Origin of the sequence: Paraburkholderia aspalathi, assembly GCF_900116445.1 — a bacterium.
Classification (GTDB): domain Bacteria; phylum Pseudomonadota; class Gammaproteobacteria; order Burkholderiales; family Burkholderiaceae; genus Paraburkholderia; species Paraburkholderia aspalathi.
In genome coordinates this window covers 294,205-311,796 of the sequence record NZ_FPBH01000006.1, presented here as the reverse complement: position 1 = coordinate 311,796, position 17,592 = coordinate 294,205, and the positions used below count along the sequence as shown (strand labels likewise).

The 17,592-nt window shown below is 61.8% G+C and carries 15 protein-coding genes; 8 read left to right on the top strand and 7 right to left on the bottom strand.

All coding sequences use genetic code 11. From position 1 onward, the window contains the following. Positions 1–219: 219 nt before the first annotated feature. Entirely contained in the window at positions 220–960 is a 741-nt protein-coding gene (locus BM438_RS13115) for a PepSY-associated TM helix domain-containing protein (RefSeq protein ID WP_093634686.1), read from the bottom strand. A gap of 331 nt (positions 961–1,291) precedes the next feature. On the opposite strand from BM438_RS13115, the gene BM438_RS13110 reads away from it, so the two are divergent. Then, positions 1,292–3,193 carry a DUF3857 domain-containing transglutaminase family protein gene (locus BM438_RS13110; RefSeq protein ID WP_093634663.1) on the top strand — a complete coding sequence of 634 codons (1,902 nt, stop codon included), beginning with the start codon at positions 1,292–1,294 and terminating at the stop codon, positions 3,191–3,193. Positions 3,194–3,205: 12 nt separating this feature from the next. Here the strand turns inward: BM438_RS13110 and BM438_RS13105 are convergent, their stop codons facing one another. Continuing rightward, a complete protein-coding gene (locus tag BM438_RS13105; protein WP_093634662.1) occupies positions 3,206–4,234 on the bottom strand; it encodes a serine/threonine protein kinase in 1,029 nt (342 codons plus the stop codon). Positions 4,235–4,334: 100 nt separating this feature from the next. Next, the gene (locus BM438_RS13100; RefSeq protein ID WP_035554043.1) at positions 4,335–4,547 is read right to left on the bottom strand and encodes a hypothetical protein; all 213 of its coding nucleotides are present in this window, start codon (positions 4,545–4,547) and stop codon (positions 4,335–4,337) included. Between the two features lie 415 nt (positions 4,548–4,962). Here BM438_RS13100 and BM438_RS13095 point away from each other — a divergent pair, with 415 nt between their 5' ends. The 5 genes from BM438_RS13095 (at position 4,963) to BM438_RS13075 (ending at position 12,903) form a co-directional block, all read left to right on the top strand. Further along, positions 4,963–8,145, top strand: a complete 3,183-nt coding sequence (locus tag BM438_RS13095) for an efflux RND transporter permease subunit (protein ID WP_093634661.1) — start codon at positions 4,963–4,965, stop codon at positions 8,143–8,145. Between the two features lie 76 nt (positions 8,146–8,221). Continuing rightward, positions 8,222–9,499 carry an efflux RND transporter periplasmic adaptor subunit gene (locus BM438_RS13090; protein ID WP_093634660.1) on the top strand — a complete coding sequence of 426 codons (1,278 nt, stop codon included), beginning with the start codon at positions 8,222–8,224 and terminating at the stop codon, positions 9,497–9,499. Between the two features lie 50 nt (positions 9,500–9,549). Beyond that, positions 9,550–11,016, top strand: a complete 1,467-nt coding sequence (locus BM438_RS13085) for an efflux transporter outer membrane subunit (protein ID WP_093634685.1) — start codon at positions 9,550–9,552, stop codon at positions 11,014–11,016. A gap of 137 nt (positions 11,017–11,153) precedes the next feature. Beyond that, on the top strand, positions 11,154–12,365 hold the full coding sequence (locus BM438_RS13080) for an MFS transporter (protein ID WP_244179360.1): 1,212 nt from the start codon (positions 11,154–11,156) through the stop codon (positions 12,363–12,365). A gap of 352 nt (positions 12,366–12,717) precedes the next feature. Next, positions 12,718–12,903 (top strand): hypothetical protein, encoded by a 186-nt coding sequence (locus BM438_RS13075; RefSeq protein WP_007179669.1) that lies wholly within the window; start codon positions 12,718–12,720, stop codon positions 12,901–12,903. 190 nt (positions 12,904–13,093) lie between these two features. Here the strand turns inward: BM438_RS13075 and mgrA are convergent, their stop codons facing one another. Then, positions 13,094–14,137, bottom strand: a complete 1,044-nt coding sequence (mgrA, locus tag BM438_RS13070) for an L-glyceraldehyde 3-phosphate reductase (RefSeq protein ID WP_093634658.1) — start codon at positions 14,135–14,137, stop codon at positions 13,094–13,096. Positions 14,138–14,356: 219 nt separating this feature from the next. Between mgrA and BM438_RS13065 the strand changes: the two genes are divergently transcribed. Next, on the top strand, positions 14,357–14,563 hold the full coding sequence (locus BM438_RS13065; protein WP_093634657.1) for a DUF3185 family protein: 207 nt from the start codon (positions 14,357–14,359) through the stop codon (positions 14,561–14,563). Positions 14,564–14,623: 60 nt separating this feature from the next. Here BM438_RS13065 and BM438_RS13060 read toward each other — a convergent pair whose 3' ends face one another. Next, positions 14,624–15,385, bottom strand: a complete 762-nt coding sequence (locus tag BM438_RS13060; protein ID WP_093634656.1) for a phytanoyl-CoA dioxygenase family protein — start codon at positions 15,383–15,385, stop codon at positions 14,624–14,626. 298 nt (positions 15,386–15,683) lie between these two features. Next, on the bottom strand, positions 15,684–15,848 hold the full coding sequence (locus BM438_RS45500; protein WP_167378383.1) for a hypothetical protein: 165 nt from the start codon (positions 15,846–15,848) through the stop codon (positions 15,684–15,686). On the opposite strand from BM438_RS45500, the gene BM438_RS13055 reads away from it, so the two are divergent. Continuing rightward, positions 15,847–16,215: a hypothetical protein gene (locus BM438_RS13055; protein WP_093634684.1), complete on the top strand. Its 369-nt coding sequence runs from the start codon at positions 15,847–15,849 to the stop codon at positions 16,213–16,215. The genes BM438_RS45500 and BM438_RS13055 overlap by 2 nt on opposite strands. A gap of 134 nt (positions 16,216–16,349) precedes the next feature. On the opposite strand, the gene metK is transcribed toward BM438_RS13055, so the two are convergent. After that, the gene (gene metK, locus BM438_RS13050) at positions 16,350–17,540 is read right to left on the bottom strand and encodes a methionine adenosyltransferase (protein WP_093634655.1); all 1,191 of its coding nucleotides are present in this window, start codon (positions 17,538–17,540) and stop codon (positions 16,350–16,352) included. Between the last annotated feature and the right edge of the window lie 52 nt (positions 17,541–17,592).

The following is a 17,592-nucleotide window of genomic DNA, read 5'->3' as shown; positions in this document are numbered from 1 at the left end:
GCGTTCCAGGGCATGGTCGGGACCGGGCGTTTTAGTACCCGGAAGTGTCAACCATGTCCCCGCACACCTGTCAGCTATGTCTCCGGTCTATACACGGCGGCAAAGAAAAGTAGGTGCCCCCCGCACAGGGGGAACGCTAATAAACCACTAACAAAACAAGGAAAGGCCAAAGCCCTAAGAACACTGACAATGAAGCGCCGAGCAGGCAAAAAAAACAAGTCAAATTAACCCACAGACAACTGCGGCAACCACCGAGCCGCCAATCAACACGACCCCGACAATCCGCCGCTTATTCAACTCAGTCCACAACAAGACCCCGGTCAGGGACAGCAAAATCATCCCCCCCGCAATCGTATCGATCAACAAAACCCACCCAACACTCAACCCCACACCACGATGCAAATTATTCATCGTAGTAAGAAACGAATTCTGCGTGCGTTTCACCGCCACAAACCCATTCCCAACCCAATACTCGGCCTGCACATTCTGACCAGGCCCAAAAATCCCGACTTGCCAGAACTCCGGCTGCATCGTGCTGCGATCACCCCATGCCACCGCATGCGCCGGTTCGCGTTTCACCCGCCCCGGCTTGCCGTCGATCTTTAATTCGCCCTTGAGCCACTTCGCCATCTCCATCGGCGAACCCAGCTTCTTCTGCGGCACAGGAATCTGCATCTCCTCGACCTGCGGCTCACCCGACGACACCTTCAACGGTCCGCCGCGATGATTCAGCAAAAACCCCGTCGCGCCAAACATCAGCCCCAACACCGCGCCCCACAGCCCAACCCAGCCGTGTACCTTGCGCAACCACTTGATGAAATTCGCCCGCCGCGAACGCTGGCGCCGCGCCGCCTGCTCGGCGTCGTCCATCAGATGATGACCGCGCTCCGGCCTATGGGCCGTGTATTGCGTGCTGGCACCAGCAGCAGGTTTCATATCGATCGAATCAGGCGCGTTCACATCCATGCTCCAGGCGCAGCAAGTTAAACCCCCGCCGAAAGGCGGCGACAAGGCGCTCGCTCTCATCAGCGGTAAAGGAAAGTTCAAAAAGAAGGGCCGGACAGACCCGGCTTGCGGTCCAGGCCGTCCGGCTGAGAGGCTGGCTGGCAGTCACAGAGGAGGAGAAATGTGACAGAAAGCTGGCGGCGCCTTTCAATTGAGAATAGATATCATTACACAATTAGGGCATTTGCTCAATCGCAATGCTCGGTATCCGCTTGACATCCGGGCGGCGCAAACCGACTCTAACTGGCGATCCCGTCAACGTTGCCGTTCCGGATACCTGCCCGCCATGCGCCTCACCTCTTTGGTCTGTCTTGCGTCTCTCGGCTGGCTTGCCGGTGTCCATAGCGCGAGCGCGAGCATCGCGGCCAAGCTGGACGATCCCTATACCAACGAAGGCGAAACGCAGACTTTCACCGTCAATGTCGACGGCTCCTTCTCCAAGCTCGATTCGATGACGCTGCACGTGAACAACGAAGCAGGCGTCGCGCGAGTGGCGCAGCAATACGTGTGGTTCAACCGCAATATGGCGGACGTGCAGATCATCGAGGCCTACACGACCACCGCCGACGGCGTGCGTCACGACGTGCAGCCTGATCAGATCCGCGACGTGCAGGAAGCGCGCTCGTTCGACGCGCCGATGTTCCAGGACATCCAGGAAAAGGTGATCGTGTTCCCCGCTGTGGAACCCGGCTCGCGCGTGCATCTCACCTATCGCAAGACGCAAAAGCAGCCGATCGATCCGGGCGAATTCAGCGACTTCACGCCGCCCGATCTCGCGCCGACCCACAACTTTCACCTCATCTACGACCTGCCCGCCGGCAAGGCGCTTTATGCCGATGCACGCGGCTTCACCGCGCTTCAACCGGTTACGCGCGACGGCCGCACTCGCTACGAATACCATTACGACAAGGCGCATTTCAGCCGTCTGGAGCGCGGCTCGATCGCGTATGTGTCGTACGGCGACCGGCTCATGGTCTCGACCTTTCCGGACTACGCCGCCTTCGCCGCCAGCTACAGGACGTCCGCCGCCGACCCGAGCGCGCGCGACACCGCCGTCACACGTCTCGCGCAAAACCTCACCGCACGCGACCACACCCCGCACGACAAAGCCAAAACGCTGTACGACTGGGTACGCCGCAACGTCCGCTATGTGGCGATCTATGTTGGGCGCGGTTCGGTGGTGCCGCACAGTGCAAGCGCGATCCTCGCGAACCGCTATGGCGACTGCAAGGATCACGTGGCGTTGTACGGCGCGATGCTCGACGCCGTCGGCGTTCGCAACGAGCCGGCCCTGATCAGCAGCGGCTCGATTTACACGTTGCCCAGCGTGCCGGGCTACGGCGTCATCAATCACGTGATCACCTGGCTGCCGGATTTGCAGCAATATGCGGACTCGACCGCATCGAATGTCGAATTCGGTTTTTTGCCGTCGTCCGATATGAACCGGCCTACCGTCCTCGTCAATCAGGGCGTGGTCGCGCAAACGCCGGCCACCGCGTTGATGACGCGCAGCACCGACCTGTCGATCAAGGTCGAACCGGATGGCTCGGCGAGCTTCACTTATCGTCTGGAAGCATCGGGCGCCACGGCCGAACAGGCGCGCGCGATGTTGCGCACGCAGACGCCCGCGCAACGTGAGGAGTCGATCCAGGCGGAACTGCGCAGCGCCAACCTGCGCGGCACCGCCACACTGACCACCAGCGACCTCACCGTTGCAGACGGCCCGCTGACCATCACGATGAAAGGCACGCTCGAAAGTCTGGTGGTGCCGGGCGCCGCGGCATCGATTCCGGCGCTGACGAGTATGGCCGGCGGCTTCGAGGCGGACACCCGCTACTGGCTCGGCGAACGGCAGCGCACGCAGCCATTCGTCTGCCACAACCTGACGTTGCATGAACGCGCGCGCATTGAATTGCCCGCGAATTTTCACGTGCTGGAAATGCCGGAAGCGAAGCGAACTCAAGACCGCTTCGTCGATTTCCAGTCGCAGTACACGTTCGATCCGCTCAGCAACGTGGTGACGATGACGCGCGACGGCGCCACCCATTTCGATAGCGAGGTCTGCACGCCCGACGACTTCGCGAAAATGCGTCCCGCGATCGAAGCGATCGGGCGCGACGTGCGCGCCGAAGTGATCGTCAAATCGACGCTGGTGGAATCGTCGAGCGTGGCGTCGCAGGCGCCGTAGGACCGCTGCCGCTCAAACCGGCCAGAGCGGTCCTTCCTCCATCGCGCCGAGCTGCTCGCGCAGTTCGAGGATGCGGTCTTCCCAGTAGCGCTGCGTGTTGAACCACGGAAACGCCGCCGGAAACGCCGGGTCGTCCCAACGGCGCGCGAGCCACGCCTGGTAGTGAATCAGCCGCAGCGTGCGCAACGCCTCGACGAGATACAGTTCGCGCGGCTCGAAGTCGCAGAAGTCTTCGTAGCCGGCGAGCAGATCCGCCAGCGCACGCGAAGCCTCGACGCGATCGCCGGGCAGCAGCAGCCATAAATCCTGCACGGCCGGACCCATGCGGCTATCGTCGAAGTCGACGAAATGCGGACCCGCGTCGGTCCACAACACATTGCTCGGATGACAATCGCCGTGCATTCGCAACATGCGAATATCGCCGGCCCGCTCGAAGGCGCGCTCGACGGCTTCCAGTGCGAGATTCACCACGGTCTGCCAGGCGGTGCGCACATCGTCGGGCACGAAGTTGTGCGACAGCAAGAAATCCCGCGGCTCGTAGCCGAACGTGTTGATGTCGAGCGTCGGGCGTTCGGTGTAGTTCTGCGTCTGTCCAACTGCATGGATGCGGCCGATGAAACGCCCCAGCCATTCGAGCGTATCGCGCCGGTCCAGATCGGGCGCACGGCCCCCGCGGCGTTCGAAGATCGAGAACCGGAAACCTTCGAAGGTATGCAGCGTGCGGCCTTCGAAAACACGCGCGGGTACCGCCGGAATCTCACGCGCGGCGAGATCGGCAACAAAGGCGTGTTCTTCGAGAATGGCGGCGTCGGTCCAACGCTCGGGACGATAGAACTTGGCGACCACGGGCGGCCCGTCTTCCACGCCCACCTGGTACACGCGGTTCTCGTAGCTGTTGAGCGGCAGCATGCGGCCGTCGGTGTACACACCGACGCTGCTGAGCACGCTGTCGAGCGCGTCGAGCACGATTTCCGGCTTGAGCCGGGCGAAAGGTACGGCGCTATCGGCGCCGTCCTGTGGGTCGAAATTGTCGTCGTTCATGTCCGCATTGTGCGCCGCGCCGCCGTCAAAGACGAGGGCGTCGGCTCACCGTGCGGCTAACAGCCACCTGCAACCACCACGAATCGGACTCAAACCAGCTTCAATGCACCTGTGCGCTCGACGGGCGAACCTGCTCGCCCGTATCGATCAGATCTTCAAGGAAAAAGGGTTCAGTATTCAGATGCTCCGATGTGCCGGGTTCGCCGGCATACCAGGCCACCATAGCCATGTCGCCGAGAATGCGCATGACAATCCCGCGTGCGCCCTGCGGCACCGCGATATGCACCGATCGGACAATGGAACCGATTTGCATGATGTTTCCCCGTTTCTCCCATAGCCGGCTTTATGGTTTCCGCGCCGGTCAAGGTGATGATAAAAGCGCCGCTTCGCCGATAACGTTGCGTACGCACCCAATCTGCTGCGCGTAAGACGCGTGAGAGGTTCGAGTCATTGTTCCCGTTTTGCGGGGCCATGGAAAGCGCGAACTCAGGGCTCTTCACCCGTCGTTTCGCCCTATTCCCATTACAGCGCGCCGGGCCGATGATCTGGGCGTAAAGCGTCGTAACGAGACCATCATAAACCCAGCCGGGGCGATATATCAAAATCATGCAGCATCAGAACGACCCGCTTAATCCGCCCGTTGCGACCGCCGGCCACCGTCGCGGCATGCTTCATGGCCGCTGTGTGCGCCACACCGGCGCCGCCGCCTTTCATCCCCTTAACTAGCCATGTGGATCGTTCGCCTGGCGCTGCGGCGCCCCTATACCTTCGTCGTGCTGGCCCTGCTTTTGCTGATCGTCGGCCCGCTGACGATCCTGCGCACGCCGACCGACATTTTCCCAAATATCGACATTCCGGTGCTGTCGGTGATCTGGTCGTACAACGGCCTGCCCGCCGATGAAATGGAAAAACGCATCGTGCTCAACTACGAGCGCGGGCTCTCGACCGCGGTCAACGACATCGAGCATACGGAGTCGACGTCGCTGAACGGGATTGCGGTGGTGAAGATCTTTTTCCAGCCGCACGCGAATATCGATGAAGCGCTCGCCGAAGTCACGGCGCTGTCACAGACGCAACTGCGTTCGCTGCCGCCGGGCATCACGCCGCCGAATATCCTGCGCTACAACGCCTCGACGGTGCCGATCCTGCGCCTCGCGCTGTCGTCCCCTTCACTCACCGAGCAGGAGCTGTTCGACTTCGGCAATAACTTCCTGAAGACGCAGCTCGCCACCGTGCCGGGCGCCTCGGCTCCATTGCCGTATGGCGGCAAGCAGCGACAGATCATGGTCGATATCGATTCGCGCAAGCTGCAGGAGCGCAATCTGTCGCCGATGGACGTGGTCAACGCCGTCACCGCGCAGAATCTGATCCTGCCCTCGGGCACTGCGAAAATCGGCTCGACGGAATATTCGGTGGAGATGAACGGCAGTCCGGATTCGCTCGCCGGCCTCAATAACATTCCGATCAAATCCACGGCTAACGGCACCGTCTATATCCGCGACGTCGCTCATGTGCGCGACGGCTTCCAGCCGCAAACCAACATCGTGCGCGTGAACGGCCAGCGCGCCGCCTTGCTGACCATCAACAAAAGCGGCAACACGTCCACGCTCGAAATCGTCGACCGTATCAAGAAGATGATGCCGACGCTACGCAACCTCGTGCCGGCTTCGTTGAACATCGATCCGGTCGCCGATCAGTCGCTGTTCGTGCGCGCCTCGGTGCAGGGCGTGCTGCGCGAAGCGCTGATCGCCGCGTGCCTCACCGGTCTGATGATTCTGCTGTTCCTCGGCAACTGGCGCGCGACGCTGATCATCGCGGTATCGATTCCGCTGTCGATGATCACCTCGATCATTGCGCTGTCGATGCTCGGCGAAACCATCAACATCATGACCTTGGGCGGCCTCGCGCTCGCGGTCGGTATTCTGGTCGACGACGCGACTGTGGCGATCGAAAACATCAGCCATCAACTGGAACAAGGCAAGACGCTGGAGCAGGCGATTCTCGACGGCGCGCACCAGATCGCGATTCCGACGCTGGTCTCAACCTTATCGATCTGCATCGTGTTCGTGCCGATGTTTCTGCTAACGGGCGTCGCGCACTACCTGTTCATTCCGCTCGCCGAAGCGGTGGTGTTCGCGATGCTGGCCTCGTACTTCTTCTCGCGTACGCTCGTGCCGACCATGGCGAAGTACCTGCTGCGCCATCACCACAAGCCGGCAGATCTACACCATGCGTCCGAGCAGACGCGCAATCCGTTCATCCGCGTGCACTACGCCTTCGAGCGTGGCTTCGCACGTTTTCGCGATCGCTATCGCGTGTTTCTCGCAGCGCGGGTTGCGCGGCCGGGTCTGTTCGTGACGCTGTTTCTCGTCTGCTGTGGCGCGTCGATGCTGCTGATGCCGTTTCTCGGCCGCGACTTTTTCCCGCAAGTCGATGCGGGCACCATCGCGCTGCATCTGCGCGCGAAAACCGGCATGCGGGTCGAGGAAACCGCAGTGGTGACCGATCGGGTCGATACGCGGATTCGTCAGTTGATACCGCCCAGCGAGTTGCATTCACTCATCGACAATATCGGCTTGCCGGTCTCAGGCATCAACCTCTCATACAGCAACACCGGCACGATCGGCACCTCGGATTCGGACATACTCATCACGCTGAATCCCGATCATCATCCGAGCGCCGACTATGTGCGCACGCTACGCCGCACGCTCACCGACGAATTTCCCGGCGTGCAGTTCGCCTTCCTGCCCGCAGATATCGTCAGTCAGACACTCAACTTCGGCATGCCTTCGCCGATCGACATTCAGATCGTCGGGCGCGACGTCGCCGGTAATCGCGTGTTCGCCGCGCAGTTGCTGAACCGGCTGCGCACCGTGCCGGGTCTCGCCGATGCGCGCATCCAGCAGCCCGCCGATTTGCCGCGCATCTTTATCGACGTGGACCGTACACGCGCACAGCAAGCCGGTTTCTCGCAACGCGACATCGCAAGCGATCTGCTGATTACACTGTCCGGCAGCCAGCAGACCACGCCGACGTTCTGGCTCAATCCGCGCAACGGCGTCAGCTACAACGTGATCACGGAAGCGCCGCAATACACGATCGATTCGTTGCAATCGCTCGCGAACATTCCGCTGAATGCCAACGGCCGCAGCAATATTCTCGGCTCGCTCGCCACGATGAAACGCGAAGCGGGCAACGCAGTGCTCACGCACTACAACGCGCAGACCACCATCGACATTTTCGGCACCGCCGACGGCCGCGATCTCGGCGGCGTCTCCGACGACATCAGCAAGATCATCGACAGCGCCAAAGCCGATCTCCCCAAAACCTCGAGCATCGAAGTACGCGGCCAGGTGCAGACCATGAACGATTCGTTCTCGGGCCTGTTCGCCGGTTTGGTATTTGCGATCCTGCTGGTGTATCTGCTGATCGTGGTGAATTTCCAGTCGTGGCTCGATCCCTTCATCATCATTACGGCGCTGCCGGGCGCGCTCGCGGGCATCGTGTGGATGCTGTTTCTCACGCACACCACGCTGTCGATTCCGGCGCTGACGGGCGCGATCATGTGTATTGGCATCGCCACCGCGAACTCAATTCTTGTGATCAGCTTTGCACGCGAACAACTGCTCGAACACGGCGACGCGACGCGTGCAGCGATCGAGGCGGGCTTCACGCGTTTCCGTCCGGTGCTGATGACGGCGCTCGCAATGGTGATCGGCATGGTGCCGATGGCGACCGGTCTTGGCGAAGGCGGCGAGCAGAATGCGCCGCTCGGGCGCGCGGTGATCGGCGGTTTGACGGTCGGCACTTTAGCTACGCTGATCTTCGTGCCCGTTGTCTTTTCGATGATTTACCGACGGCTCGCGGCACGGCGTCAGCGTGCGGCCGAGCATGTGGTGCAAAAACCATGACGACTCGCACGACACACGCAACGCGAAGCACAAGAGGCAGCTTCGACTGCCCATGCATTCTGATAGGGGAAGCTTGATGGAAGGAAAACGTCCAGGCGAATCCAACGCCGCGCCCGATCCAGCGAAAGGGAAACGCGCGCGCTGGGTAATCGTGGCGGTGGTCGTGGTGATCGTTCTGCTCGCGGCGCAAGGTATCTGGTCGCGCCATGACGCGCATGCGGCACTCGAGCGCGATGCCGAGCACGCCAGCCAGACGAGCGTCGAAGTCGTGCGTCCGCAGAAGTCGAACGCGGGACTCGACCTCGTGCTGCCCGGCAACGTGCAGGCGTTTCTCGACACGCCGATTTACGCACGCACTAACGGCTACCTGAAGAAGTGGTACGCGGACATCGGCGCGCACGTCAAGAACGGCCAGTTGCTCGCGGACATCGACACACCGGAAGTGGACGATCAACTGCGCGCCGCCCGCGCCGACCTCGCGAATGCCAACGCCAACTACGCGCTCGCGAAAAGCACCGCCGACCGCTGGACCGACATGTTGAAAAGCAAATCGGTTTCGAAGCAGGAAACCGACGAGAAGGTCGGCGACATGCTCGCGAAGAAAGGCACGCTAGACGCCGCGCGCTTCAACGTGGCGCGCCTTGAAAAAACGCAGTCGTTCCAGAAGGTCTACGCGCCCTTCGACGGCATCGTGACGGCACGCAATGTCGATGTCGGCGCATTGATCGACGCGGGCAGTTCCGGTGGCCCGGCGAAGGAACTGTTCCATGTCGCGCAGGCGGACAGATTGCGTGTGTATGTGAACGTGCCGCAGGCCTATGCACAACAGGTCCGCGCGCAACAGACGGCGTTTCTGACGCTGACCGAGACGCCGTCCAAACATTATCCGGGGACCGTGGCGCGCACCTCGGGCGCCGTCGATCCGCAACAGCGAACCATGCTCGTCGAAGTCGATGTCGACAATCGCAATGGCGATCTGCTGCCGGGCGCATACGCGCAGGTGCATTTCGCTTTGGGCGCTGGCGCCGCGCCGTTTACGTTGCCTGGCAACGCGCTGCTGTTTCGCCCGGACGGCGTGAAAGTGGCCACTGTGGATACACAGCACAAAGTGAAGCTGCTGCCGGTTTCGCTCGGGACGGACTTCGGCACGCGCGTGGCAATCGCATCCGGTTTGCAAGGCGATGAACAGGTGATTCTGAATCCGCAAGATTCGATCATCGATGGGGCGCCGGTGCGGATCGTGCCGGCAAAAGCGGGGGCTGGTGCGGAGGGCGCGAGTGCCTCTGGCGCAGCAGCCGCAAGTGCGCCCATTGCGCACGTCGCCAGCCTGCAATCAGCGAGGATGTCCTTGTGAGCGCGCCAGTATCACGTCGCCATGTCGGGCCATCGCTTGCACACGGCTCGCTGCTTGCCGTAGCGTCCGTCTTTGTCTTCACGCTCACCGCCTGCACCGTGGGTCCCGACTACGTCAAACCATCGGCCACCACCGCCGCCACCTACAAGGAACTCGAAGGCACCGGCTGGAAGCCTGCGCAACCCACCGACACCGTCACACGAGGTGCATGGTGGAGTGTCTACGCAGACCCATCGCTCGATGCGCTCGAGCAGCAGGTGGCGAGCGCGAACCAGAACGTGCAGGCTGCCGAGGCGCGCTTTCGCGCCGCTCGCGCGACAGTTGCGCAATACCGCTCGAACTTCTTCCCGGTCGTCAGCGCGAATGGAGACTATTCACGCGCGCGGAGTTCGGCGAATGTGCTGCACAAATCGACCGCCGGTCTCACGCTGAACGATTACCTCGTGCAAGCCGACGCGTCGTGGGAACCGGACTTGTGGGGCCGCGTGTCGCGCAGCGTCGAAGGCGCAAAAGCCGAAGCGCAGGCGAGCGCCGCCGATGCGCAAGCCGTGCTCCTCTCCATGCAGGCCGAACTGGCGACGGACTACTTCGAACTCCGTGGTCTCGATCAGGAGCGCCAACTTCTCGACGACACAATCAAGGCCTACAAGGAAGCACTCGATCTGACACAACACCGCTACGCAGGCGGCATCGCCACCGATGCCGACGTCGCGCAGGCGCAGACGCAGTTGCAAACCACTCAGGCGCAAGCGCTCGACCTCGGCGTGCAGCGCGCGCAACTCGAACATGCGATCGCGATCCTGATCGGGCAGACGCCCTCGACCTTTTCCCTGCCGGTTGCACCGCTCACCGCCGTGCCGGTGGTCGCGGCGGCCGGCGTGCCATCCGCATTGCTCGAACGACGGCCCGACATCGCGTCGGCAGAACGGCACGTCGCCGATATGAACGCGCAGATCGGCGTGGCGACGGCGGCATTCTTTCCGAACCTGATTTTGTCGGTGACGGGTGGGCTCGAAGCGACCAACTACAGCCAATGGCTGCTGGCGCCGAGCCGTTTGTGGTCGCTCGGGCCGACACTGGCCGGTACGCTGCTCGACTTCGGCGGACGTGCATCGGTGAAAGAGCAGGCCCGCGCGCACTACGACGAAAGCGTCGCGCAGTACCGCCAAACGGTGCTGACCGCGTTCGGCCAGGTCGAAGACAATCTCGCCGCCTTGCGCGTGCTGGAGCAGGAAGCCGCCGCGCAGGACGATGCCGTGGCCGCCGCGCAGCGTTCGCTGGCGGTCGTGTCGAATCGCTATAAAAACGGCGCGATTACGTATCTCGACGTCGTGGTCGCGCAAACCACGGCGCTCACTAATGAGCGGACCGCGGTGTCGATCGCGCGCCGCCGCATGGCCGCGAGCGTCGCGCTGATCAAGGCATTGGGCGGCGGTTGGGACGCGTCCGCCTTGCCGACCGACGAACAGATCGTGCATCCCGCAGCACCTGGGAGCGATGCGGCGGCGCACGGTTAAGCTTTTCAGCGTATCCTTAACTTCTTTGAGTACTCTGCGCTGCCCAAGGAGATTTTTTCGTGACCGCATCGCCGGATTCCCACCGGACTGCTGCTTCGGCTGTTCCCGTTTCGTCTGCTTCTCTCACCTCCGCTTCTGTGTCTGGCGTCTCTGACATTCCCTATCTCGAACGTGGCACGCGCGCCTATTGGCGCGCCAGCATCGCACTGCTGTTCGCCGGTTACGCCACCTTCTCCCTGCTGTATTGCGTACAGCCATTGCTGCCTGCGTTCTCTACGGCGTTCAACGTGACGCCGGCACAAAGCAGCTTGTCGCTTTCAGTGACAACCGCCGCGCTCGCGCTCGCCATATTCGTGGCCGGCTTCGTCTCGGAAGGCTGGAGCCGTCACAAGCTGATGACGGCATCGCTCACGCTGTCGGCGCTGCTGACGATCGGCGTGTCGATCGCGCCGCACTGGCATCAATTGCTCGTGTTGCGCACGCTCGAAGGGCTCGCGCTCGGTGGCGTACCCGCCGTCGCGATGGCGTACCTCGCGGAAGAAGTGCATCCGGATGGACTCGGTCTGGCGATGGGTCTGTATGTGGGTGGCACGGCGATCGGCGGGATGGCTGGGCGTGTGATCACCGGCGTGGTAGCGGATCTGTTTTCGTGGCGCGTGGCAATCGGAACGATCGGCGTGCTCGGCATTCTGTCGATGCTCGCGTTTCGCGCCTTGCTGCCGCCGTCACGCCATTTCGTACCGCGTCGCGGGCTCGGCTTTTCCCATCACCGCACTGCGCTGCTCAAGCAATTCACGCGACCCGGCTTGCCGCTGCTGTTCCTGCTCGGCTTCGTGCTGATGGGCAGCTTCGTTACGCTGTACAACTACATCGGTTACCGGCTGCTCGCGCCGCCGTACCTGCTGAGTCAGACGGAGATCGGCGCGATTTTCGTCGTCTATCTGACGGGCGTGATTGCCTCGCCGTGGTCGGGTCGCATGGCCGACACCTTCGGTCGGGCACGCGTGCTGACCGCCAGCTTGCTGCTGATGGCATGTGGACTTGCACTCACGATGCTGCATCCGCTGGCGGCCATTGCAACCGGCATCGCTTGCGTGACGTTCGGCTTTTTCGCCGGACACTCGGTGGCGAGCGGCTGGGTTGGACGTCTCGCCAAAGAAGCCAAAGGCCAGGCGGCCGCGCTGTATCTGCTCGCGTATTACATCGGTTCGAGCGTGATCGGTTCTTATGGTGGGCGCGTATGGGCAGGTTATGGCTGGAACGGTGTCGCCGGGCTGGTCGGCCTGCTGCTTGTCGTAGGCCTCGTTGCGGCTATGCGCTTGCGTCAGCGCGAACGGATCACAGCATAAGGGAACGCTGCTGATCGGCTGTGCGGAAACGTGTGACCTGGACGCAGCGTGAATCAGCGCCTGCATGAGCTGTGCCCCGGTTAGGCGAGAACCATCCGCAGCGCATCAAACAGGCCCGAAAAGTAAGGCCCGTGTAAGCAAACACTTCATTTTCTACGGGGTTTTTGCTGCAACGCGCCAATCGCGGCGCCCCTTGCAGTACTGGGTTCAGCAGCCTGCGAAGACGCGCTGCAGCGCCGCAATACGTTGTTATGTTGATCTAAGCGTCGCCTATACTCGAATCGACCGCTGGCAGTGCATGACTCCAGAAATCGAGCCGCTGCCCGCGTTGGTATTACATAAGGAGACGGGTATGACGACCTACTTTACGATCGGCGATTTCATCCTGGTCATTCCGATGGCGCTGGCCGGCGCCCTGTTTGTCGGCGCGCTACCCTGCAAGACGGAATTTCGGCACAACGCGTTGCGCGTGCTTGGCGCGCTCATCGGCGTAGTGTTCGCGGTCGTGCTGGTCGAGGGCTTGCCTGCGCTAGTGTAGCGGGGTCCGGCGAAGGCGGTCTGTGCGCTTCGCCGATGGTTCGGTCGACTGAACGCAGTCGCTTCGGCCATTGCGCGGGAAGCGTGTGTGCTTGAATTGCGTTGAAAAAAAAGCCGCCTCATGGGCGGCTTTCTTCGTTTCTACGGCGTGTCTTTTACTGCATGCATCTACGACCTGACACGCCGCGGAATCAGATCGCCTGATCCGTCGACGGTTTTTCCCAAAGGTTAATGCCGCCTTCGGTCGCGTAGCGATCGATCTCCGCCAGCTCTTCCTTCGAGAAAGCGAGGTTCTTCAGCGCACCGACGTTCTCACGCACCTGTTCCGCGCGGCTTGCGCCGATCAATACCGACGTGACACGCGGATCGCGCAACGCCCAGGCGAGCGCCATCTGCGCGAGGCTTTGTCCGCGACGCTGCGCGATGTCGTTGAGCTTGCGCACGTGCTCGATGTTTTGCGGGCTCAGATGCTCCTGCTTCAACGAACCGCCGCCCGGCTTGTTGACGCGCGCGTCTTCCGGCACGCCGTTCAGATATTTGCCGGTGAGCAAACCCTGCGCGAGCGGCGTGAACGCGATGGCGCCCGCGCCGACTTTCTCGAGCGTGTCCAGCAATTCCTGTTCGATCCAGCGGTTGAGCATGTTGTACGCAGGCTGATGGATCAGGAGCGGCACCTTGTACTCGGCGAGCAGCTTCGCCATTTCGAGCGTCTTGGTGGCCGAGTACGACGAAATACCGATGTACAGCGCCTTGCCCTGCTGCACAGCGGTCGCCAATGCACCGGCGGTTTCTTCGAGCGGCGTATCGGCATCGAAACGATGCGAATAGAAAATATCGACGTAGTCGAGGCCCATACGCTGCAGGCTCTGATCGAGACTCGCGAGCACGTATTTACGCGAGCCGCCGCCCTGGCCGTACGGACCCGGCCACATGTCCCAACCCGCCTTCGACGAAATCAGCAGTTCGTCGCGATACGGCTTGAAGTCGTCCTTGAAGAGCCGGCCGAAATTGGTTTCGGCGCTGCCGTACGGAGGGCCGTAGTTGTTGGCCAGGTCGAAGTGCGTGATGCCCAGATCGAAGGCCGTGCGCAGAATGTCGCGCTGCGTGGAGATCGGCGTGGTGTCGCCGAAGTTGTGCCACAGGCCCAGCGACAGCGCCGGCAGTTTGAGACCCGACTTGCCGCAGACGCGGTATTTCATGTCCGAATAGCGTTCTGAAGCTGCTTCGTAAGCCATTGCTAGTGTCCTTGATGTTGAAGTCGCCCGGCGATCACGGGCGTGAGGAAATCACATGCTGCGGGAGGCGTGCAGGTTTTATATTCAGGTATGGGTGAGGCCAGACCGCTATGGTAGCCAATCGCCGTGATGTGTGCAGGCGCCCAGTATGCGGGATGGACGACAGCTTGCGGCTCCCCTACACTTTGGCCGATCAAAGCTTAGCGGAGGGATGGGTTCATGACGAAGGCGATTTCAATCGCGCTGATTGTCGGCGGTATCGTGCTGTTGTATTTCGGCGGGCAGGCGTTCAACTCGGTCAGCAGCGAGGTGTCCCGCGTGTTCACCGGATCTCCGACCAACAAGGCGATCATGCTGATTGTGGGCGGCGTTATCGCGACGATTGCAGGCCTGACCGGGATGGCTGTTTCCGGGCGCAAGCGATAGAGCGTGAATTGCCTGTGCGGCGCGGAACCGAAGGGCCTCCGCGCCGCGCAAGGCAAAAAACTAAAAGGCAATTTCGGGCTTGGCCGCCGAGCGGGATCCCGGCAGGGGCACATTGCTCGCCCCGTGATAAGTGAACACCAGAGAAAATTTCACCTGATCGCTGAGATTCTTGCCGGCCGAATGCAGCGTGTTGCAATGAAAGAACACCACGTCGCCGGCCTCGAGTTCGGGCGAAACCGCAGTGCGAATCAACGCCTGATTCTCTTCCAGATCGGAGCGGAAAAACTTGGCCTCGTCGAAGCGGTCGGACGTGAAGGCTGCGCTATGAGACTTCGGCACCAGCCACAACGCACCGTTATCAATCGTTTCCGACCCGACCGCGAGCCACACCGACACCAGGTCGTCGCGCTCGAACGACCAATACCTCACGTCACGATGCCAGCCGGTCAAACTGCCGTAGGCAGGGTGCTTGGTCATCATGCAATTGTGATGCGCCCGCGATAAGCGCGGCTCCTCGCCGAAGTACAACTCCATCCAGCCGCGAATTTCCGGCGCGGTGGCCCATTGCGCGAAATGCGGATGGCGCCCGTACGCATCCAGCAGGCGGCGAACCGTATGCCCACCCGGCGCGTGTTTGGATTCCGGTGCGCCCGGATAGCGCAGATCCGCTTCGAATTCGATTGGTGCGGCCGCTTCCTGCAGCTGGCGCTCCGCAATCTGCTTCAGTTCAGCGCAACGCTCGGGCGAAACCAGTCCCGGCACGACGACAAATCCCTGCTCCCGCAACGTTTGAATCTGCTCTTTCTTCGAGTGAAGTGACATGGTGTTCCGTTACTTTCGACTGACTGATGCTCGATTGTAAAACGGGCGCGATCGGACTGCGCGCTGTTTCACCTGCCGGGGAGCCGGGCCTTACGCACTACTTTCACGCGAATGGGCGGTATGCATGGCACGCTGTCTGGGCACGCGCGCACGAAAATCGACCGCAAAGGGCGCGACCCCGCAAACTCGCGCAGCGCGTTTACCCCGTAAAAACCCGTATTCGCAGGGTAAAAACCGACTTTCTGACGTCATGAATCGCGTGTAGCCTGCACACATGTTGATTGTTCTTCCCGCACTTTTACGGCACGCACAGGCCGCCATGGCCGACTCCGCCGTCCTCCGTGTCCTTTCCAGTCGAATTCCGGGCTTTCGCGCCGTCCATCGCGACACCGCCGTTGGCACATTTGGTGCTCCTTCTGGCGCACACTCCGTCGCGCGACACGTTGCCTACTTGTGAAGCCATGCATACTCTCCTGAGCACCCGTCTTACCCGCGCCGCATTGAAGGCGGCGCGTCCGGCACGCCGCCATATCGTGCGTGCACTGCGTCACCATGCCACCCGCACACGCGCATTAGGCGAGCAATGGCGTGAAGCCAAAGCGGTCGACGGCATTCGCACGTGGTTCCACACCTTCTTCTCCGCACTGCGCCTGCAAGGCAGCTCACGCCGTTTTTCGCTGCGTACGCTGCTGCGCAAACCGACGCCGCTGCGCCTCACCGCGACGCGCAATGCACCGGTCGTCGCTCCGCAAAGTACGAGCCGCCGCCCGCGCCGGATGTCGACGAGTGGTAGCAGCGGCTGGTTTGCGTTCGCGTTTGCGAGCCGCTGAGTGCGTGGCTAAGCGAGTGGCTGAATAGGCGGTTAAGTGAGCCGCCGAACGCGTCGCGGTGCACTGCAAAGGCAATAAAAAACCCCGCTCGGCTTACGCCGGCGGGGTTTTTTGCTGAAACGGACTGTGTGCGCTTATTCGGCGAGCGCGACAACCGGTTCGGTGCCTGCAGCTTCGGCGAGCACCAGAGCCTTGTCCGTGGCTTCCCACGTGAATTCCGGCTCTTCGCGGCCGAAGTGACCGTAGGCCGCGCTCTTCTCGTAGATCGGACGCAGCAGGTCGAGCATCTGGATGATGCCCTTCGGACGCAGATCGAAATGCTCCAGCACCAGCTTCGTGATGACTGCATCCGACACGCGGCCCGTGCCGAACGTGTTGACCATGACCGACGTCGGCTGGGCAACGCCGATCGCGTACGACACCTGAATCAGGCAGCGCGACGCCAAACCAGCCGCCACGATATTCTTCGCGACATAACGGCCGGCATAAGCCGCCGAACGGTCGACCTTCGACGGATCCTTGCCCGAGAACGCGCCGCCGCCGTGCGGCGCCGCGCCGCCGTACGTATCGACGATGATCTTGCGGCCCGTCAGACCGCAATCGCCTTGCGGACCGCCGATCACGAATCGGCCAGTCGGGTTCACCAGGAACTTGATGTCGCCCTTGATCAGGTCAGCCGGCAGCGTCGGCTTGATGACTTCTTCGATCACGGCTTCGCGCAGCGTGGCCAGATCGATGTCCGGCGAATGCTGCGTGGACAGCACGACCGTGTCGATTGCATGCGGCTTGCCGTCGACATAACGCACGGTGACTTGCGACTTCGCATCCGGACGCAGCCAGGGCAGACGGCCGTCGCGGCGCAGATTCGCCTGACGTTCCACCAGCCGGTGCGACAGGTGAATCGGCAGCGGCATCAGTTCCGGCGTTTCTTCACACGCATAACCGAACATCAGGCCCTGGTCGCCAGCGCCTTGATCGAGGTTATTGTCGTGCGCACGGTCCACGCCCTGGGCGATGTCCGGCGATTGCTTGTCGTACGCCACCAGCACCGCGCAGCCGCGGTAGTCGATACCGTAATCGGTGTTGTCGTAGCCGATGCGCTTGATCGTGTTGCGCGCGACCTGGATGTAATCGACGTTCGCGGTGGTGGTGATTTCACCGGCCAGCACGACGAGACCCGTGTTGCACAGCGTTTCGGCTGCGACACGCGAGTACTTGTCCTGGGTCAGGATGGCGTCGAGGATGGCGTCCGAGATCTGATCCGCGACTTTGTCGGGATGGCCTTCGGACACGGATTCGGAGGTGAAGAGATAATCGTTTGCCACGTTGCAGACTCCTGTTTTGTGGTTACGGTTGAGTTTCACGTAGCCAGCTTCG